Source organism: Actinoplanes sp. NPDC049668 (assembly GCF_044465445.1).
GTDB lineage: Bacteria > Actinomycetota > Actinomycetes > Mycobacteriales > Micromonosporaceae > Actinoplanes.
The window spans coordinates 1-26,696 of the sequence record NZ_JBITLR010000015.1; the positions used below are offsets into that span (position 1 = coordinate 1).

The 26,696-nt window shown below is 72.7% G+C and carries 21 protein-coding genes; 10 read left to right on the top strand and 11 right to left on the bottom strand.

What is annotated here, in order from left to right:
• The coding region (locus ACIBSW_RS40220; RefSeq protein ID WP_354728097.1) for an alkaline phosphatase PhoX at positions 1-833 on the bottom strand (833 nt) is incomplete at its 3' end.
• A 158-nt stretch (positions 834-991) separates the two neighbouring features.
• Here ACIBSW_RS40220 and ACIBSW_RS40225 point away from each other — a divergent pair.
• From ACIBSW_RS40225 to ACIBSW_RS40235, 3 genes are all read left to right on the top strand, one after another.
• Positions 992-1,327, top strand: coding sequence for a VOC family protein (locus ACIBSW_RS40225; protein ID WP_354728095.1), 336 nt, complete (start codon positions 992-994; stop codon positions 1,325-1,327).
• Positions 1,328-2,184: 857 nt separating this feature from the next.
• A complete protein-coding gene (locus tag ACIBSW_RS40230) occupies positions 2,185-2,397 on the top strand; it encodes a hypothetical protein (RefSeq protein ID WP_354728093.1) in 213 nt (70 codons plus the stop codon).
• Between the two features lie 191 nt (positions 2,398-2,588).
• A complete protein-coding gene (locus tag ACIBSW_RS40235; RefSeq protein WP_354728091.1) occupies positions 2,589-3,149 on the top strand; it encodes an HD domain-containing protein in 561 nt (186 codons plus the stop codon).
• Here ACIBSW_RS40235 and ACIBSW_RS40240 read toward each other — a convergent pair whose 3' ends face one another.
• Together ACIBSW_RS40240 and ACIBSW_RS40245 are read right to left on the bottom strand one after the other, a co-directional pair.
• The gene (locus ACIBSW_RS40240; protein ID WP_354728089.1) at positions 3,150-3,626 is read right to left on the bottom strand and encodes a nitroreductase/quinone reductase family protein; all 477 of its coding nucleotides are present in this window, start codon (positions 3,624-3,626) and stop codon (positions 3,150-3,152) included. It abuts the gene before it with no gap.
• Positions 3,627-3,702: 76 nt separating this feature from the next.
• Positions 3,703-4,986 carry an extracellular solute-binding protein gene (locus ACIBSW_RS40245; protein ID WP_354728087.1) on the bottom strand — a complete coding sequence of 428 codons (1,284 nt, stop codon included), beginning with the start codon at positions 4,984-4,986 and terminating at the stop codon, positions 3,703-3,705.
• Positions 4,987-5,260: 274 nt separating this feature from the next.
• Between ACIBSW_RS40245 and ACIBSW_RS40250 the strand changes: the two genes are divergently transcribed.
• Positions 5,261-6,898 (top strand): methyl-accepting chemotaxis protein, encoded by a 1,638-nt coding sequence (locus ACIBSW_RS40250; RefSeq protein WP_354728085.1) that lies wholly within the window; start codon positions 5,261-5,263, stop codon positions 6,896-6,898.
• 78 nt (positions 6,899-6,976) lie between these two features.
• Positions 6,977-7,783: a SigB/SigF/SigG family RNA polymerase sigma factor gene (locus ACIBSW_RS40255; protein WP_354728083.1), complete on the top strand. Its 807-nt coding sequence runs from the start codon at positions 6,977-6,979 to the stop codon at positions 7,781-7,783.
• On the opposite strand, the gene ACIBSW_RS40260 is transcribed toward ACIBSW_RS40255, so the two are convergent.
• The 5 genes from ACIBSW_RS40260 to ACIBSW_RS40280 all read right to left on the bottom strand — a co-directional run bounded on the left by ACIBSW_RS40260 (position 7,765) and on the right by ACIBSW_RS40280 (position 18,297).
• Entirely contained in the window at positions 7,765-9,642 is a 1,878-nt protein-coding gene (locus ACIBSW_RS40260) for an adenylyl cyclase (RefSeq protein ID WP_354728081.1), read from the bottom strand. The genes ACIBSW_RS40255 and ACIBSW_RS40260 overlap by 19 nt on opposite strands.
• Before the next feature lie 144 nt (positions 9,643-9,786).
• Positions 9,787-13,233, bottom strand: coding sequence for a BTAD domain-containing putative transcriptional regulator (locus ACIBSW_RS40265; protein WP_354728079.1), 3,447 nt, complete (start codon positions 13,231-13,233; stop codon positions 9,787-9,789).
• Positions 13,234-13,316: 83 nt separating this feature from the next.
• Positions 13,317-14,681: a hypothetical protein gene (locus ACIBSW_RS40270; protein ID WP_354728077.1), complete on the bottom strand. Its 1,365-nt coding sequence runs from the start codon at positions 14,679-14,681 to the stop codon at positions 13,317-13,319.
• 26 nt (positions 14,682-14,707) lie between these two features.
• The gene (locus ACIBSW_RS40275; RefSeq protein ID WP_354728075.1) at positions 14,708-16,540 is read right to left on the bottom strand and encodes a S8 family peptidase; all 1,833 of its coding nucleotides are present in this window, start codon (positions 16,538-16,540) and stop codon (positions 14,708-14,710) included.
• A 98-nt stretch (positions 16,541-16,638) separates the two neighbouring features.
• Positions 16,639-18,297, bottom strand: a complete 1,659-nt coding sequence (locus ACIBSW_RS40280; RefSeq protein WP_354728073.1) for a thiamine pyrophosphate-dependent enzyme — start codon at positions 18,295-18,297, stop codon at positions 16,639-16,641.
• A gap of 133 nt (positions 18,298-18,430) precedes the next feature.
• Between ACIBSW_RS40280 and ACIBSW_RS40285 the strand changes: the two genes are divergently transcribed.
• The 5 genes from ACIBSW_RS40285 to ACIBSW_RS40305 all read left to right on the top strand — a co-directional run bounded on the left by ACIBSW_RS40285 (position 18,431) and on the right by ACIBSW_RS40305 (position 22,981).
• Entirely contained in the window at positions 18,431-19,444 is a 1,014-nt protein-coding gene (locus ACIBSW_RS40285) for an ABC transporter permease (RefSeq protein ID WP_354728071.1), read from the top strand.
• Between the two features lie 13 nt (positions 19,445-19,457).
• Positions 19,458-20,531, top strand: a complete 1,074-nt coding sequence (locus ACIBSW_RS40290; protein WP_354728069.1) for a sugar ABC transporter substrate-binding protein — start codon at positions 19,458-19,460, stop codon at positions 20,529-20,531.
• A complete protein-coding gene (locus tag ACIBSW_RS40295) occupies positions 20,531-22,018 on the top strand; it encodes a sugar ABC transporter ATP-binding protein (protein ID WP_354728067.1) in 1,488 nt (495 codons plus the stop codon). Before ACIBSW_RS40290 ends, ACIBSW_RS40295 begins: the two co-directional genes overlap by 1 nt.
• On the top strand, positions 22,015-22,764 hold the full coding sequence (locus tag ACIBSW_RS40300) for an SDR family NAD(P)-dependent oxidoreductase (RefSeq protein WP_354728065.1): 750 nt from the start codon (positions 22,015-22,017) through the stop codon (positions 22,762-22,764). The genes ACIBSW_RS40295 and ACIBSW_RS40300 overlap by 4 nt, the downstream gene beginning before the upstream one ends.
• An 88-nt stretch (positions 22,765-22,852) precedes the next feature.
• A complete protein-coding gene (locus tag ACIBSW_RS40305) occupies positions 22,853-22,981 on the top strand; it encodes a hypothetical protein (protein WP_354728063.1) in 129 nt (42 codons plus the stop codon).
• On the opposite strand, the gene ACIBSW_RS40310 is transcribed toward ACIBSW_RS40305, so the two are convergent.
• The 3 genes from ACIBSW_RS40310 to ACIBSW_RS40320 form a co-directional block, all read right to left on the bottom strand.
• Positions 22,965-23,396: a hypothetical protein gene (locus tag ACIBSW_RS40310; RefSeq protein ID WP_354728061.1), complete on the bottom strand. Its 432-nt coding sequence runs from the start codon at positions 23,394-23,396 to the stop codon at positions 22,965-22,967. The genes ACIBSW_RS40305 and ACIBSW_RS40310 overlap by 17 nt on opposite strands.
• Positions 23,397-23,401: 5 nt before the next feature.
• On the bottom strand, positions 23,402-25,768 hold the full coding sequence (locus ACIBSW_RS40315) for a nitric-oxide reductase large subunit (RefSeq protein ID WP_354728059.1): 2,367 nt from the start codon (positions 25,766-25,768) through the stop codon (positions 23,402-23,404).
• Positions 25,769-26,043: 275 nt separating this feature from the next.
• A partial coding sequence (locus tag ACIBSW_RS40320; protein WP_354728057.1) for a hypothetical protein occupies positions 26,044-26,696 on the bottom strand: 653 nt, incomplete at its 5' end.

The window sequence follows — 26,696 nt, forward strand, 5'->3', positions numbered from 1 at the left end:
CAGTTGTTCAGCGTACCGATGGGGGTCGTGCCCTTCGGGTCCGCCGCGGTGCGCAGCAAGGCCGAACCGGCCGCCGGGCCGGTGAACCGGAACGGCGTCTCCAGCGCGGTGATCCGCCGGTTGTACGCCAGCCGGTGCCCGCGCGCCGGCTCCCACCGCCCGGTGCCGTCGACCCGCTCCAGCTCCACCACGGAGAGACCGTGCGCGGCCATGGCGACCTTGAGCTGCTCGACCGTGAGCGCCTCCAGGCTGGTGAAGCCCGGGAACATCAGCTCCTCGTTGGTGTACTCGTGGTTGACCACCAGCAGCGCGCGGCGCCCGTCACGCCCCAGCGGCAGCACGCCGACGAAGTCGTTGTTGTAGCCGAACTGCGCCGACTGCCGCCCGGCGGTCTGGTGCGCGATGTCCAGCGCGGGCGCGCCGGGCAGCACGGGGTCGCCCCAGCGCATGACGACGGCCGAGTCGTAGCCGTTCGGGACGATCAGGCTGTCCAGCCGGTTCGGCGGGATCGGCTTGAACGTCAGGGGGCCGGCCTTGCCCTTGCGCACGCCGGCGGACCGGGCCGCCGCGGCGGGCGCGACGGCGGGTGCGGCCAGGGCCGGGCTCGCCCCGACGGCGCCGAGCCCGAGCACCAGCGTGCCGACGGCACCGGCGCGCACGACGCCGCGGCGCGAGATGCCGGCGTTCACGACGTCGCCGAGGTAAGGATTGTCCGACGCGTTCGGCACGGGGTGGTCGCAGGCGTTGCCGCAGCGGTAAAGGCAGGTCATCGAGTCGCGTCCGCTGTGGCCGGGCTGGCCGAGCAGCGGGAGCAGCCGGGGTCGTTCAGTCATCAGGAAGGGCTCCTCGCCAGGAAGATCGCTGACCTGACGCTAGGTAGCCGCCGTGAGTCGTTGCCGGACAACAGGTGAACGGAGGGTGTCGCGCGGGCATGCATGTCAGCGGGATGCCGCAGACAGGCACGAGTAGCGTCGAACCACGGAGGTGTCGCGTGACCTACATCAAGAGTGTGACGTTCGACTGCCGCGACGCGCTCGTGGTCGCCCGCTTCTGGGCGGCCGCGCTCGGCGGGGAACTGGACGAGGACTCCACCTCCGCCAAGGCCTACGTGGAGGCGCCGGGCTGGGGCGGGCCCAACCTGTGGTTCCAGCGGGTGCCCGAGGACAAGACCGCCAAACTGCGGATGCACTTCGACCTGCGCGCCCCCGCGGGCGTGCACGCCGAGGTGAAACGCCTCGAGGAACTCGGCGCGACCGTCGCCCACGACCAGGGCGACCTGGTCATGATGCGCGACCCGGAGGGCAACGAGTTCTGCGTGGAGGACTGAGCACGGGCGTGGTGGCGCCGAGGGAGCTCCGCCGACCGACCCATTGCGTTTCGGCAAGCACGGGCCGATCTATGGCCGATGGTTCTACCCTCGCTGGGTCTCGTCTCCCGTATCTGCTGAGGGAGGCCCAGAGCTTGAGTGGCCGGTTGCAGTCATCGGAGATGAGGTCCACCCCAGGAATCGGGCATACAGATTCGGCAAGGGGCCGTGATTGGGTCGACCGAAGTCGTCAATCGCGTCCGTCAGGTAGAAGGCGAGATAGATCAGTAACGAGACCCGGTCACTCCGATACTCCGCAATCAGCGCCTCCCGCTTGAAGGCACATGGCCACGGCTCACCGCAGTCCTGACAGCTCCAGTGTGGGCGCGCTGGAAGGTGCGAACGCGTATTCGAGTATCGGTCAACCAACATTGACAGGCACCGACCGATCCGACGCGACGTGCATTGACAATTCCAGGCGGCTCGTTTCGGGCAGAGCGATCGGCGGTCGTAGGCTCCGCGAGAAGATCACCACGACGCTCTCCCGGCGCCAGCACGGTCCGGCCGAATCGCACTCCAGGCAGCGACCCGTCGCGCCGGCGCTACCTGGGTGAACCCGGACAGTCATCCGCTGGCCGCCAGCGTGCATCGCCGGACGATCACCAACCTGATCTTGTGGCCGATTCTTGGAAAGACCCCGCAGCACCTTTACGAGTTCGTCCCCCAGATCCCCAGGCGCGGCCCCACGCCGGTGGATCCCACGTTGAGCGCCGAAGAGCGCACACGCTTTCTCGACCATCTACTCGCCGTCGCGGAGCGTGCCCAGAACGCCGATGAGGCCCTGCTGCGACGCCAGGCCGTGTATCTCCTCGGCTTCGATGGCCGACCCGAAGCGATCGATTGGCTTCGTGGCGAGTGGAACCGAGCCGGGCGGCGTCGCCCGCGAGCCGGGGGACATCACGGGGCTTCTCGAAGCGCGCTCCGCGTCGGTTGCCTTGGCCGTCACTGGCGACAGCACCCACCTCCACGACTTCGTCGACTGCGATATTTGTTGCAGCGGCTCGACCCCGTGTCACCTCACCTGCGACTGAATCTCGGTACCCTGCACGCCCTCATATCGTCACGACCTTCCCTGCTCAGCGATGGGTCCGAGACCCGCACTTCGTTGGCCGAGGTGCTCGATAGGCTCGCATGCACCAACATCCTGGACCGTTCCGAGCGTGATCAGCTCGCCGGGCTCCAGTACGCGGTACGCATCGCTGACCGGTAGAGAGGATCCAACGTGTCAGAGGACGCTGAAGCGCTCGCCGGATTCGGCTATGAGCTCGGGTTGCTCAAGCGGGTCCGGCGCTCCGGCTGGTGGCACGTCGGCGTTCGTGATCCCGAGTCGGTCGCCGAACACACCATGCGCGCCGCGCAATTGGCCGCGCTCATCGCGGCCGAGGAAGGGGCCGACCCGGCCCGCGCCGCGTTCCTGGCACTGTGGCACGACAGTCAGGAGACCCGCACCGGAGACCTTCCGCACACCGCGGCCGCGTACCTGGGCAAGCCCGATCCGCGCCGGATCACCGCCGATCAGACGGAGTCGCTGCCGGAGCGGTCCCGTGAGCTGGTCCGCGCCGCCGTGGACGAATACGAGGCGCGGGAGTCCCTTGAGGCCCGATGCGCCAAGGACGCGGACAAGCTGGAGATGCTCCTGCAAGCCGTCGAGTACCGCGATGCCGGCGTGCGGCGAACGGAAGGCTGGATCGACTCGGCGCGCAAGGATCTGCGCACCGAGGCCGGCCGGCGGATCGCCGAGGCGGCCGTCAGCATGTCGCCGCTCTCCTGGCGCGACCGCTGATCAGTCCTGCGCGGGGCGGGGTTCGAGTACGACCACGGCCGTCTCGGTGGGGCGGCGGGTCGCGAAGCCGTCCAGGCCCTTGTTGATCTCGCGCCAGCGTGACCACAGGCGGTCGCGCTCGTCGCCCGCCGCGGCCCGGCCCCGCACCGGCCGCGGGCCGGCGGGGAGGACGACCGTGACGTCCGGGTGTGCCTGGAGGTTGAGCCACCAGGCGGGCTCGGGCGCGCCCCAGCCGTTCATGGCCAGGGTCACCAGGTTCGGGCCGTCCTCGAAGTAGCCGAGCATCACGCTGCGCTCCTGGCCGCTGCGCCGCCCCACCGTGGTGAGGCGCATCGTGCCCCAGCTGTTCGGCTTCGGCCGGGACAGGCCGACCCGGCCGCCGGTGCCGCGGTAGATCGCGCGGTGCACCGCCCAGGCGAGCCGGATGAACCAGCGCGGCGGTAGCCACGGGGACTTCGGTTGCTGTTCCTCAGGCATGAGGCACCCCTCGCCCACGTTAGGCGCGCAACGCAAGCGCTTGCTCACCCGTCCCGGATGGCGAAACCGACCGGGATCAGCCCGCGGTGTAGTCCGTCAGGATGCCTTGGTACGCCCGGGCGGTGTCGTCCAGGGCGCGCTGCACGCCGACCTTGCCCTGCAGGATGCGGCCCAGGTTGGTCTCGAACGGGGTGTACAGCTCGCCGCCCTTGGCGACCGCGGGCCGGGCCCGGGCGATCGCCAGCACCGGCTGGAAGCCGGCGATGGTGGCGTTCTGCTTGACCTCATCGGTGTACGCCGAGGCGCGGGTGGGCAGGGTGCCGTTCTCGGCGGCGGCCTTGGCCTGGCTTTCGCTGGAGTTCAGGAACCGGATGAACTCGTACGCCGCGGCCGAGTTCGGTGACTTGGCGTAGACCACGAGGTTCTGGCCGCCGGTGGGCGCGCCGGCGGTGCCGGAGGCTCCGGCCGGAACACCGGCGATGCCGAGGTTGGCCTTGTCCTTGAACGCCGGGCCGGACTGGGCGTCGGAGACGGACCACGGCCCGTTGATCACCATGGCGACCTTGCCCTCCTTGAAGGCGGTCTGCATGCCGCCGTACGGGTCGGCGAAGTTCGGTTTCACGGCCGCGCCGGAGGCGATCAGGTCCTGCGCGGTGTGGATCGCGGCGGCGACCTTCGGCGAGGTAACGGTGATCTTCTTGTTGTCGGCGTCGACCCAGTCGGTGCCCTCGCCGTACAGGAAGGGCAGGAAGAAGTAGGCGCCGGTGTTGAGGTAGAGGCCGTCGGCGGTGGTCTTGGCCTTGACGGCCCGCCCGGCGGCCTTCAGCTCGGCCCAGGTCTTCGGCGGGTGGGCGACGCCGGCCTTCTTGAGCAGCGCCTTGTTGTACAGCAGGGCGAGGGTGTCGGTGACCTGGGGCGCGCCGTAGACGTGGTCGCGGTAGACCGTGGTGTCCAGCGGGCCCGGCAGGAAGTCGGGCTCGTCGTGGAGGGCGGCGGTGCCGTCCAGCGGCGCGATGGCCCCGGCGGTGGCGAGGGCCGGGATGGCGCCGCCGTCGATGCGCAGCACATCGGGGGCGTCCTTGCCGGCGGCGGCGGCCGCGGTGAACTTCGCCTGGGCGTCACCGAAGGCGACGTAGACGTGATTGACCTTCACCTCGGGGTGCTCGGCCTGGAAGGCCTGGATCAGCTCCTCGTAGACCGGACCCTCGGCCTTGGGGTCGGAGGTGTCCCAGTAGGTGACGGTGCCCGCCACCTCGGTGGCCTGCGCCGCGGCGGCCTCCGGACCGCCGTCGGCCGCGCTGCACGCGCTGAGGGCGAGTACGCCGACGACGGCGATCGCCGACAATCCTGCACCACGCATGGTGTCCACCAGTCCTTAGAGCCGAGTGCCCTGCGACGACCGGTTCCGGCCCCTCGCATGACCGTTCCATCGGGTGGCGGTGGCGCGATATGACCATCCTGACGTCGATGTGAGCCTCAACATAAAGTCACAGATTGCTCACTCTCCGTCGGAGGGTTGCCGATGGGGCGTGCCGAGGGTCCGCCCGGGTGCGGACGCCGCCTGCCCGGCCGACCGGGATCACGCACTTGCCGGGGCGCCCGCCGGCGAGCAGGAACGCGAGGGACACGCACCTATGAACGCCAACGCCGCCAGCAGCACCAGGCTGTCGCGCCGCAATCCCACCCGGCTGGTCGGGACCTGGTTCGCCAACCGCCGGTTGGCCACCAAGATCATGCTCGCGGTGGGTTCGGTCGCGCTGGGCACCGTGGTGGTCAGCGTCTTCGCGATGACCCGGATGGCGAGCCTGAGCACCAGCCTGGACCAGATGCGCTCGGTCAACGTGGCGGGTCAGGAACGCCTCGACACCGTCCGCAAGGGGGTCCAGCTCGCCAACGGCGACCTCGCGGCGTACCTGGCGGCGCACGGCATCGACGCCAAGGCGCAGGTCGTCGAGCAGGCCAAGAAGAACGGCGCCGACCTGGACGAGGCGCTGGAGCGGTACCGGGCCGGCATCGGCGCGGACGACCCGCGCCAGGCCGAGATCGAGAAGTTCAGCCAGGCCTGGGCCGACTACCAGAAGGTGCGCGACCGCTGGGTGTTCGGGGCCGGCACCACGGCCGGACCGTCGGTGATCCTGCAGTTCCGGCAGAACGCCGACCGGATGAGCGACGCCCTGAGCGCCCTGATCGCCAGCGAGCGGGCCACCGCCGACGCCGCCGCCGACCGGGGGCGCGGCGAGTACCGCACCGCGCTGGCCGTCACCATCGTGCTGACCCTCGGCGCGCTCCTGCTGGGCCTGGCGCTGTCCCTGATGATCGCCCGCCCGATGGTCCGGCAGCTGCGCGAGGTGGCCACCGCCCTGGAGGCGACCGCCGACGGCGACTACACCCACTCGCCGGAGGTACGCGGCAACGACGAGCTCGGCCAGATGTCGTCGGCGATGCGGCGCGCCTCCGAGGCGCTGCGTGCCGTCATGGGCACCATCTCCGCCAGCGTGCACAGCGTGGCGAGCCACGCCACCACGCTGACCGAGAGCAGCATGTCGATCCGTTCGCTGTCCCGTGAGGGCTCCGCGCAGGCCGCCAGCGTGGCGGAGACCGCGGACGAGGTCTCCCGCAACCTGCAGATCGTCGCGGCCGGCAGCGAGGAGATGGGCGCCTCGATCGCCGAGATCGCGGGCAGCGCCAACGAGGGTGCCCAGGTCGCCGCCCAGGCGGTGGAGGTGGCCGACTCGGCCGGCCGCACGATCGCCAACCTGGGTTCCTCGTCCGCCGAGATCGGCAGCGTGATCAACACGATCACCTCGATCGCCGCGCAGACCAACCTGCTCGCGCTGAACGCGACCATCGAGGCCGCCCGGGCCGGCGAGTCCGGCAAGGGTTTCGCCGTGGTCGCGGGCGAGGTCAAGGACCTCGCACAGGAGACCGCCAAGGCCACCGAGGACATCTCGCACCGGGTGCAGGCCATCCAGACCGACACGGAACGCGCGATCGCCGCCATTGCCGAGATCGGCGAGATCATCAGCCGGGTCAACGGGCTGCAGGCCACCATCGCCTCGGCGGTGGAGGAGCAGAGCGCCACCACCAGCGAGATGAACCGCAGCGTCGGGTACGCCGCGGCCGGCGGCGCCAGGATCGCCGGCAACGTCGAAGGCCTCGCCGGTGCCACCGAGGCCACCGCCCGTGGTGTCGAGGACAGCCAGCAGGCCGCGGCCCAGCTGGCCGAGCTGACCAAGGAGCTCGACGCCATGATCGGCCGCTTCCGCTTCTGAGCCGGGCGCGGCGCGACACGAATTCAACCCGTACCTACGGTCCGTCGGGGATCATCCGTCTGGTCTAGCGTCGGTTGGATGATCACGAAGTCGCGGGACCCGCTGACCGGCCTGCGTACCGACCCCGACGCCCTCGGCCTGCTCGTCGCCGTGGCGGACCTGCCGGCGGGCCACCCGTCGCGCCCGGGCCTGCGCGCCCGGGCGATCGAGGCGTGGCTGCCCCTGGCCGGTCACCTGGCGAGCCGCTACGCCGGGCGCGGTGAGCCCCACGACGACCTGCTGCAGACCGCGGTGGTCGGGCTGATCAAGGCGGTCGACAAGTTCGACCCCGGCCTCGGCACGGACTTCGCCGGCTACGCCATCCCGACCGTGCTCGGCGAGATCAAGCGGCATTTCCGGGACCGGACCTGGGCCGTCCGGGTGCCGCGGCGCCTGCAGGAGCTGCGCCGGGTCATCACCGCGGCCGAGGGCACCCTGACGCCGGCCCTCCGCCGCTCGCCGACGGTCGGGGAGATCGCCGCGCACCTCGGTGTCACCGAGGAGGAGGTCCTGGAGGGGCTCGAGGGCGCGCGGGCGTACGACGCGGCGTCGCTGTCCGCGCTGGGCGAGACGCTCGGCGGCGAGGACCACGGCCTCGCGCTGGCCGAGGCGCGCGTCGCGCTCGGTCCGGCGCTGGCCTCGCTCGACGAGCGCGGGCTGCGCATCCTGACCCTGCGGTTCTACGGCAACCTGAGCCAGGCGGAGATCGCCCAGCAGGTCGGCATCTCGCAGATGCACGTCTCGCGGTTGATCAGCCGCGCGCTGCACCAGCTGCGCGGGCAGCTCAGTGGTGGGCCGGAGCGCGAGGCCCCGGCCCACCGAAAGAGTTACGGTGCGGCCGGGTAGTCCGGCACGTACACCGGTACGCCGATCTTCGTGGTGTCCGCCGCGTCGCCGACCCCGTTGACGACGTGGTCGATGATGCCGGCGCTGAGGTTGACCGTCATGATGTGGTGCAGCTTGACGCCCGGACGCTGCGGCGCCTCGAAGCCGTTCTCGGTGTGGATCGCCGGGTTGTTCTGGTTGAACACGTAGACGCCCGCGCCGTACAGCTTGTGGTTGCGGACCTTGCTGCCGACCTTGTAGCCGGCCCAGCCCTCGGTGCCGTTGTCGTTCATCCAGTCCGCCTGCGTCGGCGGGTCGTACGGCAGCTCGTTCTGGTAGAGCACCACCGTGCCGTTGTTGCCGTTCCAGATCGTGTTGTACTCCTGGAAGTGCTCGACGAACAGCCCGGTCGCGGTCACGTTGTCGCCGTTGATGACGGCGCCGTTGCGGCCGATGTTGGTGCGCCAGCGCTGGGTGTCGCCGTTCACGCCGCCGGTGAAGCCCTCGACGCCGTGGTCCGCGCGCCACACCCAGGTGTGGTCGATGAGCACGTTGTCGCTGTTGACCTCGAGCGCGATGTCGGCCTTGCCGATGTGCGGCCCGCCGACGCGGAAGTACACGTCGGACAGCGTGGTCGGGTTGGCCGCCGAGCTCAGGCCGATGCCGTTCTTGTTGCCCACCTGCAGCAGCGTGCGCGACTCCTTGGTGCCCGCGTCGATGGTCAGGCCGGCGACGACGACGCCGGGCACGTCCGCGATCCGCAGCGGGGTCGCGCCGTTGACGGCGGTCAGGGTCGCGTGGCCGATGCCGAGCACCACCTGGTTGGGACGCCAGACGTTGATGCTGTGCGCGATGTCGTACACGCCGGGGGTGAACAGCAGGTGCTTGCCGAGGGCGAGGTTGGCGTTGATCAGCCACACCGGGTCGGACGGCTTGGCCACGAAGAAGTCGCGCAGCGGGATGGTGCGGCCCGGGGTGAGCCCGGCCGCGAACGTGGTGCCGCTGGAGTTCTTCTGCGCGGCCGGCACCCGGACGCTGTAACCGCCCTTGGCGTCGGTGAACAGGTACGGCTTCTCCCGGCTGAGCGGGGTCTGCCCGAGCGTGGTGTACGGCGGGGTCGGGAACGCGGCGTCGTCCGGCGCGCCCTGCACCCCGGCGAAGACCTGGTTCCACACGCCGTTGGACCAGCTGTTGACCTTGCTGTTGCGGGTCAGCCACTGCTGCTGCGAGCCGCTGATCACGTCCGGCAGGTTCGAGTCGGCGATGAAGCCGCCGCTCGCGTACTGCGGGCCCGCGGTGCAGTAGTCCATCAGCGACAGGTTGCCGCCGCTGATGTCCAGCCGCCGCAGCGACACCGCCTGCGACACCGCCCAGAAGTTCGCCGACGCCCGGCAGCCGTCCTGGCCCGCGCCGTTGACCTTGATCGACAGGTTGGAGAGGGTGCGCCAGAAGTTGACCAGCGCGAGGCAGTTCGACGTGCCGCCGTCGGCGAGGCAGCGGTTGTACACCTCGATCTTGCCGTTGATCACCACGTCCGACGGGGAAGCGCCGAGGCCGGAGATCTCGGTGTAGTAGCCGACCTTGATCTGCAGCGGCTTCTCGGCCGTGCCGTAGGTGCCGGGCTTGAAGAGGAACGCGTAGCGCTCGGTGCCCATCTCGTTGTCGACCTGGCGCGCGTGCGTGGCGTCCAGGGTCGCCTGGATCTCGCTGACCGGCATGCTCGGGTCGAAGACGGTGACATTGGCGCCGAGGACCGACCCGGTCGCGGCCGCCGGCGGGGCGGCCTCGGCGGCCGCACCCCCGAGCGTGCCGGCAGCCGTCAGCGCGAGAGCGAGCGGGAGTATGCGGGCGAGGTGCCGGCGGAACGGCCGGGTCGTCATGCGGTGATGTCCTTTCCGTAACCGTGCTGCAATGAATCAGGTCACAGAAAGCGATAGACGAAGCCGCATGTCAAGCGGCGTCCCAGCGGTCCTGCACGGCATTAGCGGCTCGATCAGGACAACTCGCCTGAGTTCCGGAACCGGTTACGTACGAACGGGTAATCCGGCGAGTCCCCGCGTACCCGGGCCGCATCCGACGGCGCGGAACCCGGCGATCGCCCGCTGTCGATGCTCGGCGCCGTCGAGGCCGAGCGGCGAGCGGCGCCCCGCGGGCAGGTGGCGGCCGAGCTCCTCGTGCGCGCGGGCCAACTCGTAGGGCATCCGCAGCCGCTCGGCCTCGCGGGCGGCCCGGGCACAGGCCCGCCGGGCGGCGGCGCGGCCGTCCAGCCAGGACTGCCGGGCGAGGCAGAGCAGCGCCCGCGGCCGGGCCATCGGGTACCGGCGGGCGTACCGGCGCAGCCTGCGCGCGGAGGCGGCGGCGGTCGCGCGCAGCTCGGCCGGGCCGGGATGATCGCCGCCGAGCTCCAGCAGCGTCAGGCAGAGCTCGGGCACGCCGGCGTGCGCCTCGAGGGCGTACTGCTCGAACGAAGGTCCCGCGCCCAGCAGGTCGTCGGCGGCGCGGACGGCCTGCCATGCCTGCGCCGTCCGCCCGGCGGCGAGGTGCAGCCGGGCGCCGGCGACGTGCACCCGGGCGGCGTCGGCGCGGTTCGCCGTCGGCAGGAGACCGACGGCCTCGGAGTACCGGCGCGGCAGGTCCGGGTCGCACGGGTCGGTGCGCAGGGCAGTCTCCATCCCGACCAGCAGCCCCCACAGGTGCACGATCGGATCGCGGCGGCCGGCGCCCGCGGCCACACCCTCCGCCGCCGCGGCGGCCGCCTGCTCGTGCCGGGCGGCCAGATGCCAGGCGACCGCGGAGGCCAGCAGCAGCTCGTCCGCCCAGCGGTACATCGGCGTCTCCTCGCGCAGGGCCAGGGCCCGGGCCGTACCCGCGTCGACCGCGGCCCAGTCGCCGGCGCCGATACCGTGCAGGGCGCTCATGATCCCGACCCAGCAGATGGTGATCGGGTTGCTGCTCCGCTCCGCCGCCGCGCATGCGGCGCGGATGTGCCGGCGCGCGAGGCGGCGGAATCCGGCCGCGCCGAGGACCATGCCGAGGCCCGCCTGCGCCCGCGCGGTCATTTCGAGGTCACCCGCCCGCTCGGCCTCGTTGAGCGCCCGGATCGAGCTCGGCAGGACGGCGAGCTGCTCGTCGTGCACCCAGTAGACCTCGCTGATCGCGAAGTCGGTCGCCGAGCGTTCCCGGGCCACCGCGCGATGCCGCGGCCGCGCGGCCCGGCCTCCCGGCCGCAGCCCGCGCAGGGCCCGGGTCGCCATCTCCGCGGCGAACACGGCCAGCCGGCCGGGCGCCGACCCCGGCATGGGGGAGTCCAGCGCGTCCAGGGCCCGTTCCAGGTGGTCCCGCGCCGGGACCGCCGCGCCGAGCTGCTGATGGGCCTCGCCGAGCATGCGGTGCCAGCGGCCCCGCTGCAGCCGGGTGCCGTCCGGCCGGTCCAGCGCCGCGCCGAGGGCGGCCTGCGCCTCCCGGAACCGTCCCAGGTGCCGGTGGTGCGACCAGATCCGGAGCAGGTGTTCGTCCAGCGTCGCCGGGTCGGCGTCGCGCACCAGCAGCTCGGTGGCCGCGCGCAGGTTGTCCGCCTCGGCGTCGGGGAATCCCGGATCCTCGGCGCGGAACTCGGCCGGCGCGGGCAGCAGCGCGGCGTAGTGCTCCGCGTGGCGCCGCCGGGCCCGCGACTCCTGCCCGGCGTCCGCGGCCAGGCGCTCGGCGGCGTACTGCCGGAGCAGCTCGTGCATGTCGTAGCGGCCGTCCTCGCCGGCGGTGACCAGGGACTGGTCGACCAGGCCGGCCAGCAGCGGCAGGCCCGCGCCGGCCACCGCTGCCGCGGCGTCGAGGTCGAAGCCGCCGCGGAACACGGCCAGGCGCAGCAGGGCGCGCTCCTCCTCGTCGGTGAGCAGCCGCCAGGACCAGCCGATGACGGCGCGCACGCTGCGGTGCCGCTGCTCGACGTCCGGCGCGGTGGTCTCGAGCAGTTCGAGCCCGCACCCGAGCCGGTCGGCGATGGCGGCCGGGCGGGCCGAGCGCACCCAGCGGGCGGCCAGCTCGATGGCGAGCGGCACGCCGGACACCAGCCGGCACACCCGGGCGGTCCCCTCGGGGTCGGCGCCGGCGGCGAACCCGGGCCGCAGCAGCCGGGCCCGCTCCTCGAAGAGCTGGACCGCGGCGTAGCCGGCGCCGTCGGCCCCGGCGCCCGGCGGCGGGCAGGGCAGGCCGGGCACCTCGACGAGCCACTCCGCGCCGAGGCCGAGCCGCCGCCGCGAGGTGACCAGCACCTGGGTGCCCGGCGCCCGGCGCAGCAGGTGGTCGATCACGCCCGCGGCGCCGTCGAGGTGCTCCAGGTTGTCCAGCACCAGCAGCAGCTCCCGGCCGGACAGGTGCTCGGCGAGCAGGTCGAGCGGATCGCGGGGCACCGCCATCGACAGGCCGAGCACCCGGGCCAGGTCCGCGACCACCAGGCCGGCGGCCTCGTCCGGCCCGGCCGGGCCGGCGCCCGCGAACGGCACGAAGACCGCGCCGTCGCGGTGCCGGTGCCGGCGGGCGGCGGCGACCTCGATCGCCAGCCGGGTCTTGCCGATGCCGCCCGGCCCGACCAGGGTGACCAGCCGGCACGCGGGGTCGTCGAGGAGCTCGTCCAGGCGCGCCAGCTCCGCGCCGCGGCCGATCAGGCTGGTGAGCGGGCGCGGCGGACCCGGCGCGGCCCGGCCGGGCTCCGCGCTCGGCGCCGGCGCGGCGCCGAGCCGGGTGAACCCGCCGGTTCCGGCGATCTCGTCGCGCAGGCCGACCGTGTCCGCCGACGGTACGCCGCCGAGCTCCTCGTTCAGCAGGTACCGGCAGGTCTCGTACTGTGCGAGCGCGGCGCTGGGCCGGCCGCCCTCGGCCAGGAACCACATGAGCGCCCGGTGCGCCGGCTCGTGCAGCGGCTCGAGCGCCAGCATCCGCCGGGCGACCGCGATGCCGGCCGCCGCGTCGCGATGATCGGCGGCCCACCGGACCGCGCGGTCCATGAGCGCGAGCATGTCGGCCCGGGTCGCGGCCCGCTGGGCGGCCTGCCAGTCGTCGAACAGCGGGGCACCGGCGACGTCGAAGCCCGCCAGCAGGTCGCCGCGGCAGAGCCGGACGGCGTCGAGCAGCCCCGCGTCGTCCGGGCCGGCGGCCGCCCGGGCCACCTCGGCGGCGTCGACCCAGACGCCCGGCCGGTCGTCCAGCGCCACGCCCTGCCGCGTCACCGCGACGTGCTCCGGCAGGACCCGGCGCAGCTTGGTCAGCACCAGCCGCAGGTTGGCCCGCGCGGACGGCTCGGGCAGGTCGCTCCAGAGCAGACCGGCCAGCGCGGAGCGCGAGTGCCCGGTGCCGGTGACGGCCAGATAGAACAGCAGGGCGGCGGCCTTGGCCGAGGCCAGCTCGGCGAGGGGGCGGCCACCGAGCACCAGCTCGGCGCCGCCGAGCACCCGGATGCGTAGCTCGGTTTGGTTCATGGCCACCGCCGAAGTCGGGAGAACCCTATCGCGGACCGCGCCGGGACCGGCCGTGCTCGACCGGTACCCGACAGCGGCTCACGTCAGGCGCGGCTGGCCGCCAGCACCACCCAGGTCAGCTCGGGGTGCACGATGTCGCTGTGCGCCCCGGTCGGCGCCCCGCCGCGGTGCACCACCCCGGCGGCGTCGATGTTGAGGATCCGGTCGGCCGAGAACCGGTACGCGGAACCGGCCGGCGCGATGGCGTCCAGCGCGGCGTCCTGGTTCTGCGCGCCGTCGGCGCCCATGCCGCCCCAGCGGTACATCGCGTCGTTCGCGCCGGCGCTGTCCTCGCGGGCCGCGAACGAGGCCAGCGGGTAGAAGCGGCCCACCGCGCCGTCGTGCCGGGAGAAGCACACCGTGATCGGCCCCTCGACCCGGCGCTGCAGGCCGGCGAGCGCGCCCCGCCGCCCGGCGTCGAACGGCAGCGGATCCGCGAACGCGAAGTGCGAGAAGGCGCCCTGCAGCAGCGTCAGGGACTTGACCGGGGAGGTGGGCCGGCCGGCGGGCAGGCCCGCGAGCGCGTACGAGACGAGCCGCGCGCCGAAGCTGTGGCCGATCAGGTGCACCCGCAGCCCGGGCGCGGCACCGTGCAGGGCGGCGAGCGCCGGCCCGAGCCCGTCGCGGCCCACCACCCCGGAGCGGTTCTTCATCTCCCAGTAGGTGGCCTGCCGCAGCGCCTCCTTCGCGCCGTTCCACGCGCCCCTGAGCCGGTCGCCGATGCCGGCGGCGCCGCCGGAGCCGCCCGGCAGCGCGACGCCGGCGTCGCGCAGCGCGTCGCGGTACCGCTCGAACAGCCGCTCGGGTCCGTCCAGCAGCATCCGTGGCCCGGCCGCCGCGGCGTCGCCCTCGCCGTCGTCGGCCGCGCCCCCGGACGCCGCGGTGAACTCGGCGAGCAGGGCGTGGAACTCCGCCAGCGCCGCGTCGTCGGGCTCGGTCTCCAGCAGCGCGGCCATCCGGTCGAGGGCGCGGGTGGCCGCGGGGAAGGTGTCGCGCAGGTCGTCGAGGGTCTGCTTGTCCAGCGTCGGCGAGGAGGCGTCGGCGGGTGCCGGCGCCCGCTCGGTCGCGGCCGCGGCGCCGGGCAGGGCCGCCGCCGTCGCCGGGCCGAAGTCCGGGATGGGCTCGTCGGACCAGCGCTTGGACGGCCACACCACGCCGGCCAGGCCCGCGACGACCGGCGGATCGGCGGGCGTGGCGCGCAACTGGGCCGCCAGCAGGCCGAAGAAGCCGTTGTAGAGCCGCCGGGCCGTGCGCCGCTCGTTGTTCCAGCCGTGCGAGAAGACGAACAGGTCCGTGATGCCCCGGGCGGGCACCTCGGCGAGGAAGGCGTCGCGGCCCGGACCGTCCGGGTCGCCGTCGGCGTCGAAGGTGATCTCCCAGAACGGCAGTCCTGCGATCGAATCGGTCATGACCTGCTCCGTTTCTCCTGCGGCGATCAGATCCTCTGTTGCAGTGCGCGCATCAGGTCGACGAGGCCGGCGCCCTGGAACTCCCGGCCGCGGCCGAGATCCGTCGCCGACTCCACGAAGATCCTCTTGACCCGCTCGGGTTGTCCGATGAACTCGCGCCGGACCGACAGCAGCGCCGCGACGGCGCCCGAGACGTGCGGCGCGGCCATGCTGGTGCCGGTGTCCTCGACGTAGACGGCCGTCTGGTCCGGCGGGTTCGCGCCGACCGCCGCGGCCAGGTTGGCGCCCGCCGCGCAGGAGGTGATCCGTTCACCCGGCGCAACCAGGTCGGGCTTGTTGCGCCCGTCGCCGGTCGGGCCCTTCGACGAGAAGTACGAGACGCCGTAGGTGTGCGGCGCGGTGCGGTGCGTCGAGCCGACGGTGATCGCCAGGTCGGAGTTGCCGGGGTCGTTGATGGTCATGCCCAGGCCGAATTTCGTCGGCGCCTCCATGGTCACGTTCACCGAGCCGTAGCCGGAGTTGCCCGCCGCGACCACCACGACCACGCCGGAGCGCACCAGCCGGTCCACCTCCTGGCAGAGCGGGCTGCGGCCGCAGGCGAACCACTGCGGGTCGAACTCGTACCCGACGCTGAGGTTCACGCCGTGTACGCGCATGCCCTCGACGCTGTCCCCGTTGATCTCCCGCACGTAGGCGAGCGCCTGGATGATCCGGTGCACGCGGTTCTCCGGCGTGCCGGCCGAGTCGAGCGCCCTGAGGCTGACCAGCCGGGCCCGCGGCGCCATCCCGGACACCGCCTCCGGATCGATCGCCGTGCGCGGCACCCGCATCGGCCGCGCCGGGTTCTCCACGTTGAAGCGGCTCTCGGTGGCGTACACCTGCCGGCCCGGCTTCTCCTTCACCCAGTCGCCGATGCCGCCGGCGATGATGCCCGCGACGTGGGTGCCGTGGCCGCTGCTGTCCTCGAGCGCACCCTGCGCGGTCGGCGGCCCGGCCGGCGGGAAGTAGCGGTGCAGGTCCTTCACGGAGTCGTCGGCGAGCGTGCCGCCCGCGAAGTGCGGATGCGTGCCGTCGATCCCCGAGTCGACCACCGCCCAGACGACGCCGCGGCCGAAGGCGCCGAACGAGTTGCGCGCCGCGTCCGCCTTGATGGTCACGCAGGACGCGTCCACGTGCGCCCGCACCGGGAAGTCCGGCCAGACGTGGTGGATGCTGCGGCGCGGCCAGGCGACCGGCACCGCGTCCGCGGCGACGAGGCGCTCGATCTCGGGCATGGTGAGCTCGCCGGCCGCGTACCGGCCGGCGATCCGCACCAGCGGCTCGTCGCGCGGGTTGACCCGTGCCCACAGCCGCTCCAGCCGCTCGAACGCGTCGCCGACGCCCGACCCGAACTGCAGGTTCAGCTCGATCATGATGGCGATCGGGCCGCCGGCGTGCCGGCTCAGCCCGAGCCGGTCGCGCGCCTCGGGATCGCGCAGCGGCGTGGAGATCACGCCGGCCACGACGAAGTGCCCCTCCGCCGACGTGTGCGCCGCCGCGGCGGTGGCGGCGCCGGTGGCGGCGGCCTTCAGGCGCTTCCGCGCGGCCGGTAGGGCGCGCCGTCCGGCCGGGGTGAGCGCCGGGGGCTCCGCCGTGATCCACTCGGCCGACTGGAGCTGGGCGATCGCGTCGCGCACCCGGGTGTGCCACAGCGGCCGCGTGGAGGTGCCGGGATAGTCCCGGTCGTCCGGGCCGAACCGGTCGGCGAACAGGACGCCGACCTCCTCCGTCACGTCCTCGACGGTGACGTCGGCGCCGGCGCGCCGGGCGGCCAGGGCCACCAGCGCGCGGTCGGTCCACACCGGATCTTCGGGATTCATCGGGTCGCCTCCGCGGGACACCGTAAACCCCGAGGGGAGCGGATGAACGCACTGCGATCGAGTTTCCACCAATCGAGCAGAACCTGCGTCCTGACGTATCAGGCCGGGTCTTCGGAGTCTCTTGAGGGCTTGCGCAGCGTGGCCTGCTGGGTGATCGGGTCGAAGGCCGGGTCCGCCTCGACCACGACCTCCAGCAGCAGCGGCTCGCGGCGCTCGCGCAGGCCCGGCATCACCTCGTCCAGCGCGGCGGTCAGCTCGGCCGCGGTGGCCACCCGGCGCTGCGGGCACCCCATCGCGGCGGCCATGCCGGAGATGCTCAGCTCGGTGAAGGCCGGCCAGGCGGGCTTGCCGCCGGCGCGCTCCGCGAGCCGGTCCATGATCGCGTAGCGGCCGTTGGCGAGCACGATCAGCAGGGCGCCGATCCGGTAGTGCGCCGCGCTCCACAGCGCCTGGATGCTGTACATCGAGGAGCCGTCGCCGAGGACGGCCACCACCGGGCGCCCGGGGTCGCCGAGGCGCAGGCCGAGCGCCGCGGGCAGGCCGAAGCCGAGGCCGCCCATCGCCGCGCTCACGAAACCCAGCGGGGTGCGGGCCGGGATGAGCGCGTGCAGGTCGGGACGGCTCGACGGGGTCTCCTCGACGAGCACCACGTCCGCGGGCAGCCGTCGGCCGAGCTCGGCGAGCACCCACGGTGGCCGCAGCGGCGCGCCCGCCGCCGGCGCGGGCACGGCGGGCGGCGGCGCCGGCCGGACAACCTCGCCGGCCGGGCGGTCCGGCAGCAGGGCGGTCAGCTCGCGCACCGCGGCCGCCGGCTGCGCCAGTACGGCGATCTCGACGGGCCCGCGATGCGCCTCGTCCGGGTCGTCGGTGATCAGGGCCGCCCGGGTCCCGGCCGGGATGAGCGGACCCTCCTCGTACGGGTACTGCCGGAAGACCGGCGCGCCCACCACGACCACCACGTCGTACGCGCCGAGCGCCGCCCGCAGCCGGCCCCGGTTCGCCGGCAGGTGCCCGGCGAAGAGCGGATGATCCTGCGGGAACCCGGCCCGGGCGCCGAACGACTCCTGCCACACCGGCGCGCCGAGCCGCTCGGCGAGCGCGACCAGCGCCCGCCAGCACTCCGGGTCGCTCGCACCGGCGCCGGCCACCAGCGCCGGCGCGGCGGCGTCGCGCAGCATGGCGGCGAGCGCGGGCGGTACGGCGTGCTCGGCGCCGGCCGGCCGGTGCACGAACGCGGGCGCGGCGACCTCGGTGTCCTCGGGCAGCTCGGCGGACCAGTCGCCGGAGGGGACGACGACCAGGGCCGGCCCGCGCGCGGTCGCCGCCTCGTGCACGGCGCGGGCGATCGCCGACGGCACGTCCTGCGGGCGGGCCGGCTCGCAGGTCCAGACCGGATAGTCGCCCGCGAGGCCGCGCAGCCGCCCGGTGAGGAACGGCTCCAGCAGCAGGTGCCGGCGGTCCTGCTGGCCGACGACGACGACCAGCGGGCAGCGGTTGACCCGGGCGGTGGCCAGCGCGCCGACGGCGTTGCCCAGCCCGGCGGTGGTGTGCAGGTTGACCAGGGCGGGCCGGCCGCGGGCCAGCGCGAAGCCGGTGGCCATGCCGACCACCGAGGCCTCGTGCAGGGCGAGCACGAAGCGGAAGTCGTCCGGCAGCCCGGCCAGGAACGCGATCTCGGTCGAGCCCGGATTCGCGAACAGCGTGGTGAGGCCGTTGCGGCGCAGCACCTCGAAGACGGCGTCCCGGACGGTCGGCATCCGTCCAACATGACCTAGATGGACGTGAATATCAACAGGCGGTGAGGGGTGCGGTTGCCCCTTGACATGGACGGTCATTGATCGCAACCCTTGTACGTATGGCAACCGGACGTTCGCATGGCGAACAAATCCCATGACGGAGCCGCTGACCGTCGACACCCAGGGCACCGCGCCGGTCCCGCCCCGCGGGCCGCGCCGGTGGTCCCGTCTCATCCGCGACGAGACCGGCGTGGTCGTGGTCCTCGTGGTGCTCGTCCTCGGGGTCGGCGTGTTCCGGCCCGGCTTCCTCGACGCCGACAACCTGCTCTCCACCGGGCGCAACGCCGCCTACGTCGGCCTGATGGCGGCCGGCATGGTCTTCCCGCTCGCCATGCGGGAGGTCGACCTCTCGGTGGGCGGCAACTTCGCGCTCAGCATGGTGGTCGGCGCCGTACTCATGCGCGACGGCATGCCGCCGTGGCTGGCCGTGCCGGTGATCCTGCTGATGGCGACCGCGCTCGGCGCGCTCAACGGGGTGATCACCACCTACGCCCGGATACCGTCGTTCATCGTCACCCTGGCGACGGCGCTGCTGTTCCGGGGTATCGCGCTCGCGTTCGCCGCCGGTAAGCAGATCTTCGAGGTGCCCCGGGACAGCTCCTTCTTCGTCGATCTCGGCGGGCGCTACCTCGGCGTGCCCAACACGCTGCCGCTGCTAGTCGTGCTGGGCGCGGTGCTGACGCTGGTCTTCACCCGTACCCGGTTCGGCGCGCAGGTCCGCGCGATCGGGTCCAACCCGGACGCGGCGGCCTACACCGGCCTGCCCGTCGACCGGATCCGGATACAGGCGCTGGCCGTCTCGGGGCTGATGGCCGGCGTGGCCGGCACGCTCGCGCTGGCCTTCTTCATGTCCGGCGACCCCACCCTCGGCGAGGGCTTCGAGCTGACCGCGATCGCCGCCGCCATCATCGGCGGCACGGCGCTGGGCGGCGGCCGGGGCTCGGTGCCGGGCGCGATCATCGGCGCCCTGATCCTCGCCCTGGTCACCTCCGCACTGGTCTTCTTCCGCATCCCGATCAACTGGACGAGCTTCGCGACCGGAGCCGTCATCCTCGTGGCCGTCGCGGCCGACGCCGCCCTGCGCCGCTACCGCACCCGGACGATCTGAGGAAGGTCATGCCATGACTGCTTACCGAAGGCGCCTGCTCGCCGGCGTCGGTGTGTTGTGTCTCGGGTTCACCGCCGTCGCCTGCGGCGGCGACGACGGCGGCGGGGGCGGTGACGAGCAGGGCCGGCTCTCGATGGGCATCGCCGTCGCCAACGTCAGCCTCAACTTCGCCATCGAGATGTCGGACGGCGCGACGCAGGCCGCGGCCGACGACGGCAACGTCGACTTCCAGGTCGTCGGGCCGCCCGACACCGACGGCCCCGCGGAGGTGCAGCTCTTCCAGAACCTGGTCACCACCGCCCAGGACGGCGTGATCCTGGAGAACCTCGACCCGCCGCTCTTCACCCGGCCCGCCGCGGAGGCGATCGACAGCGGGGTGCCCGTGATCGCCCTGGACACCGCGCCGACCGACGGCAGCAAGATCGAGTTCTACGTCGGCAACGACAACTACGACCTCGGCGCGCTGATGGCCACCGAGCTGCTCAAGCACCTGAGCCCCAGCGCGACCGGCACGGTGGTCGTCGGCGTGCCCAACCCGGGCACCCCGGTGCTGGACAACCGGGCCGCCGGGATCAAGGAGACCCTGAACGCGAAGGCGCCCGGCATCAAGGTGCTCGGGCCGTTCCAGACCTACAGCGAGCCGACCAAGAACTACAGCGCCTGGTCCTCGCTGGTCAGCGCGCACGGCGACGCGCTGGCGTTCCTCGGCGTCGGCGACGCCGACAGCTACGACCTGGCCCGGCTCAAGCAGGAGAAGAACGGCAGGTGGCTCACCGCCGGCTTCGACGTCGACGACAAGACCCTGCAGGCCGTGAAGGACGGCACCAACTTCACCACCATCGACCCGGAGCACTACCTCAAGGGCTACCTCGCCTCCGCGATGCTGATCAAGTCGGTCCGGGGCGAGCTCGAGCTGCCGAAGGGCTGGTTCGTCAGCCCCGGCCTGATCGTGACGAAGGAGAACGTCGACGACGTGATCCAGCGCGGCAGCACGCCCGCCGCCGCGAAGGCCGGCTACCAGAGCCAGATCGACAGCCTGCTCAAGGACCCGGCGGCCAACACCAAGCCGATGGACCAGGCGCGCTGATGCTGCGGGCGGCCGGGCTGGTCAAGCACTACGGCGGCGTGACGGCGCTGGACGGCGGCGACATCGAGCTGCGCGACGGCGAGATCCACGCCCTGGTCGGCGAGAACGGCGCGGGCAAGTCCACCCTGGTGAAGATCCTCTCCGGGGTGGTGACGCCCGACGCCGGCGCGGTGACCCTCGACGACGCGCCGGTCCGGTTCGCACGCCCGCGCGACGCGGCCGCCCATGGCATCGCCATCGTCGCGCAGGAGCTCAGCCTCTTCCCGGACCTGACCGTCGCCGAGAACCTCTTCATCGGCGACCTGCCGCGCCGGTACGGCCTGCTCAGCCTGTCCACGATGGAGCGCCGGGCCGCCCCGGTCCTGGCCGACCTCGGCCTGTCCGGGGTGCCCACCCGGGCGACGGTCGGCGAGCTGAGCCTGGGCGACCGGCAGCTGCTCGAGGTGAGCCGCGCGCTGCTGACCGGCCCCCGGGTGCTGATCCTGGACGAGCCGACCTCGGCGCTGCCGGCCGCCGCCGTCGACCGGCTGCACGCGGTGCTGCGGCGGGTCGCGGCCCGCGGCATCGCCGTCCTCTACATCTCCCACTTCCTGCAGGAGGTGCGCCGGGTCGCCGACCGGATCAGCGTGCTGCGCGACGGCCGCCCGGCGCTGCGCGGCGCGCCGACGGCGGAGCTCGGGCTCGACGACCTGGTCCGGGCCATGCTCGGCGACGCCGCGCCCGCGCACGATCAGGCGGCCCGGCCCCGCCGGCCGCGAGCCGGCCCCGGCGTGACCCTGACCGACGTGGACGTGCCGGGCCGGCTCGCCGGCGTGTCGCTGAGCGCCGCACCGGGCGAGATCGTCGGCGTCGCCGGGCTGGAGGGCGCGGGCCACCTGGCCGTGCTGGACCTGGTCTGCGGCCTCGGCCGGCCCGCCGCCGGCCGGGTCGGCCTGCTCGGCGGCCCCGGCCCCCGCTCCTTCCGCGACGCCGTGCGCCGCGGCGTCGCCTTCGTGCCCGGCGACCGCAAGCGCTACGGGCTGATGCTGGACCAGCCCGTCTGGGAGAACGCGACGGCGGTCCGCTGGCTCGGCATCGGCGCGGGACCCTGGTGGCGCCGCGGCCGCGAGCTGCGCGCCCGCGCCGAGACCAACCTGCGCCGGATGCGCTTCCGCGGCGACCTCCACGGCCTGGCCGGCGAGCTGTCCGGCGGCAACCAGCAGAAGGTGGTGTTCGCGAAGTGGCTGGACGCCGGCTCGGCGGTGATCGTGCTGGACGACCCGACCCGCGGCGTCGACGTCGGCGCCCGCGGCGAGATGCACGAGATCGTCCGGGAGCTGGCCGACGACGGCCGGGTGGTGCTGCTCGCCTCCACCGACCTGGCCGAGCTGACCGAGCTCTGCCACCGGGTGGTGGTCCTGCGACGCGGCGCGGTGGTCGGCGAGCTCAGCGCCGGCGAGCTCACCGAGCAGCGCCTCAGCACCGCGATCAACGCGGGTTTCGCATGAGTTCCCTGGCCGGCCGGACGGCGCTGATCACCGGGGCGGAGAGCGGCATCGGCCTCGCGACCGCCCGCCTCTTCGTCGCGGCCGGCGCCCGGGTGCACCTGGTCGGGCTCGTCGCCGGGGCGCTGGACCGGGCCGCCGCCGACCTCGCCGCCGGCTCGACCGTCGCGGACGTCGCCGATCCGGACGCGGTGCACGCCGCCGTGAACGCGGCCGTGCACGACCTCGGCCCCCTCGACGTGCTGTTCAGCAACGCCGGCATCAGCGGCCCGATCGCGCCGCTGGTCGACTACCCGGTCGAGGACTTCGCCCGGGTCCTGGGCGTCCACGTCCTCGGCGCGTTCCACCTGCTCCGGTACGGCCTTCCGGCGATGCGCGACGGCGGCAGCGTGATCATCAACTCGAGCGTGGTCGGGCTGACCGCCGACCCGGGCATCGCCGGCTACGCGACCGCGAAGCACGCGCAGGTCGGGCTGATGCGGGTGGCGGCCAAGGAGTGCGCGCGCCGCCGCATCCGGGTCAACACCATCCACCCCGGGCCGACCGACACGGCGTTCCAGCGGGCGATCGAGCAGGAGGTCACCGGCGCGGTCGCGGACGAGGCGGCCGCGGCCTTCGACCGGATGATCCCGCTCGGCCGGCACGCCTCGGTCGACGAGATCGCCCGCACGGTGCTCTTCCTGGCCGGCGACGACAGCAGCTTCATCACCGGCGCCACCATCGCCGTCGACGGCGGGATGAGCGCATAGACGGCGGCGCGGACTGGGTGTCGGTAGGGTGAGGTTGGGGAGGATCGGCCTGGGTCAGCGCGACGATGCGCCGGTTGCAGGCACCCTGATGCCCGAGTTCGACTTTCCCTTCTGGCTCCGCGCCGTCGTCGGGCGGCACCCCCTCAGCAAGTTCGGTGACGGCATGGGCGGCACCCGGGAGGACTCCGGCTACCAGGCGATCAACGCCCGGATCTGATCGCACCGTCGTCCCGCTGCCGCGCTATCCGGCCAGGTGAACGGGCCCGATCGCCGGCGGGCCGGGATCGCGCCGCGCGCAGCAACGGGGGCAGCGCGGCGGCGGCCACCGCCGCGCAGGCGCCCAGCAGGATGGCCTCGCCGGGCCGGTGATGCCGGACCAACTGGGCCGCCGCGACCATGAGTGCGGCGAGGCAGGCGACCGCGCCGACGGCGCTGTGCAGCCGGCCGGAGTCGTGGTGCGGGAACGCTCCGGGCGGGCTGTCCGGCACCGGGCCCGGATGCTGCGCCCGGTAGCCGGCCAGCATCCGGCTGGTCCAGGGGCTGGGGTCGCGGTGGCCCAGCCGGTGCAGGCCGATCGCCCCGGCGGTCAGCAGCAGGCTGTACCCGGCGGTGAAGATGACCTCGAACGGCATGCCGGTCACCGTCCCGACAGCTCGCCGGCGGCGGTGGCCTCGCCCGGCTCCGGGCGCTCCACCTCGGTGAACAACATCAGGTCCGCGCCCTCCCCGTCGCGGCTGGCCGGCACCGCGGCGCTGCCCGCCGCCCTCGTACGCCCTCCGCGCAGCCCGTGGAACGCCAGCCAGAGCAGGGGCAGCACGCCGCCGACGATGAACACCACGTCGCCGGGCAACCGCAGCCACTCGAACAGGGTGTTGGTGTCGTTGGTGAGGAACTCCAGCGAACGCGCCTCGAAGTATCCGGCGTCCACGGAGTGGTAGAGCTGGATGATGCCCAGGGGCAGGAGTGTCACGAACGCCATCCAGGCCAGCCCGGCGTTCAGGCTCCAGAAGCTGATCCTGACCAGGTTGTCGTTCCACCGTTTCTCCGGCACCAGGTAGCGCAGCGCGAACACGGCGAACCCGATGGCCAGCATGCCGTACACGCCCATCATGGCGGCGTGGCCGTGGTTGGCCGTCAGCGCCGTGCCGATCTCGTAGTAGGAGACGATCGGCAGGTTGATGAGGAAGCCGAAGACGCCGGCGCCGAGGAAGTTCCAGAAGCCGACGGCGACCAGGAACATGACCGCCCAGCGGTGCGGGAACGCCGATGCGCTGCGTGCCTCCTGCCGGGCGCCGAGCCGGATGAAGCTCCACGCCTCGACGGTCAGGAACGTCAGCGGAATCACCTCGAAGGCGGAGAAGAACGCGCCGAGCGCCAACGTCTGCGCGGGCGCGCCGCTGAAGTACCAGTGGTGTGCGGTGCCGATGACGCCGCCGGCGCTGTACAGCACGATGTCGAGGAAGATCACGGTCAGGGCGATCCGCTCGCGGACGACACCCAGCAGCACGAAGACGTAGGCGACCATGACGGTGGTGAACAACTCCAGGAAGTCCTCGACCCAGAGGTGTACGACCATGAACCGCCAGAAGTCGGTGATGACGAAGTCGTCGCGCTGATCGGTCATGAGGCCGGTGGCGTAGACCAGCGGCAGCGCCAGCGCCGCGAAGAAGAACATCCAGGGCATGTTGGCCCGGCTCTCGGCGGCCAGGCGGCCGCGCAGTCCACGCCAGAGGATCGCCACCCAGAAGACCATGCCGGTGGTGAGCAGGATCTGCCAGAACTTGCCCAGGTCCAGGTATTCGAAGCCCTGCATGCCCAGCCAGTGCCAGGCGCCGGAGAGCCCGCCGTGAATCCCGATGGCCTCGCCCGCCATCGAGCCGACCACCACCACGGCCAGCGCGCCGAGCAGCGCGTAGGCCAGCACCGCCTGACCCTTGGGGTCCGGCCGCCGGGTGATCATCGGTACCAGGAAGATCCCGGCGGCGAGGAACGAGGTCGACACCCACAGCAGCGCCAGCTGCACATGCCAGGTACGGACCAGGTTGTAGGGCAGCCAGCGCTCCAACGGGATGCCGAAGAAACTGGTCAGGTCGGCGCGGTAATGCTCCGCGGCAGCCCCGACCAGGGCCTGCACCAGGAACAACGCGGCCATGGTGAAGAAGAACCATGCGGTTGCCCGCTGCGCGCCGGTGAGCCGGACGGTCAGTGGATCGCGGAAGCGCAGCTCGTGCTGCTCGCGGCCGTGCCAGCCGAGCCAGTTCCACCGGCCGAAGGCCGCGAACAGCGCGCCGGTGCCGCCGAGCAGCGCGATCAGGCTGAGCACGCTCCACACGACCGTGTCGCCGGTGGGTCTGTTGCCGACCAGGGGTTCCGACGGCCAGTTGTTGGTGTAGCTGTGGTTCGTGCCGGGCCGCTGCGTGGACGCCGACCAGGCGCTCCACGCGAAGTAGGCGGTCAGTTGCCGAAGCTGCGTGGGATCGGTGATCGCGTTCGGCCGCAGTCCGGTCTTGCCGGCGGGGTCGCCCAGCGTGCGCCCGTAGTGTGCGACCAGCGTCTCGAACGCCGCCGCCTGCGCCGCCGAGATGGTCAGCGTGCCGGTGTCCGGGTCGTAGCGGTTGGTCTTGAAGTCCCGCCGGGTCCGCTGTGCCGCGGTGTCGGAGGCGGGCCCGCCGTAGCTGTCGCGCACCGCCAGAGCGGAGCGGCGCAGGTAGTCGGCGGTGAAGTCCGGGCCCAGGTAGGCGCCGTGGCCGAAGATCGAGCCGTACTGCATCAGCCCGTTACGCAGGAACACCTCCTGGCCCGTCCGCACGTCGTCCTCGTCGAAGACGAGCTGGCCGGACTCCGCGACTACCCGTTGCGGTACCGGCGGACCCTGCCGGTACGCCTGGAATCCCATGAGGACCAGGACGAAGAAACCGCAGATGGAGATGAGCGCGGCGGCTTGGACCCAGCCCTTCCCGATGAGCGGGTGCCGCCTTGTCGCCGGCGCTGATGGTGCCTCCACTGTTCCCCCTGGTTCGGTCACGAACGCATTTACCGCACAAACCCCCCATAAGGTGCATATAGCATTTAGGGTGGAAAGCCCGGCAGACTCGGCAGGTTCACCGGTCAGGGACCGCCGGAAAACGGTCGAGCCGCCCGGATGATGCCGGGCGGCTCGTGGGGAAGTGCGGATAGTTCAGGCGATCTTGACGTTGAAGATCGGGTTGGCGGGCGAGGTTCCCGAACGCGGTCAGGTTGCTCTTGGTGGAGTTGATGCTGATGCCGCGGTCAGCCAGGTCACGGCATGAAGCTGTAATAGAACATGATCGCCCCCAGGCCCCAGCCACCATTGGGGGTTCCGACCGTGACGCGGTTGCCTCCCACTCCGCACTGCCAGTCCTGCCAGCCGTGCTCCTCCACATAGGGCCGCATGCAGAGTTTCCCCCATCCGGGAATGGAGATGGTCAAAGCCTCCAGGGGTCGGTTCTCCTGGCCGAACACCAGAGGGCCTGTGCCGCACCGCCCCTGCTGATCGCCGCCGTCCATGACATATGCCTGCCCGCAGGCCTCGCGGTCGGCGGGGTCGAAGACCACGACATCCAGCCAATCATCCGAGGTGGCGACCATGCCGATGTCGCCGGCCTCGAAGCAGTCCTCCGCCCATCCCTGTCCGTTGTCGGACGCCACGCACCCGATCATGTACTGACTCGACGCGGATGCCGGAGCAGCCGCCAGAACGGTGAACGTGATCGCGGCAGCAATAAGTGCCATCGGTTTCTTCATGCGGGCTTGGATGTGGGAGCGCTCCCGTGAGATGCCTTGTGTCGCATAGGTGTCCCGCCGGCGACCAGCCGGAAAGCGGTCGAGCCGCCCGGCGGGTGCCGGGCGGCTCGTGGGGTAGTGCGGGTGGTTCAGGCGATCTTGACGTTGAAGATCGGGTTGGCGGCGAG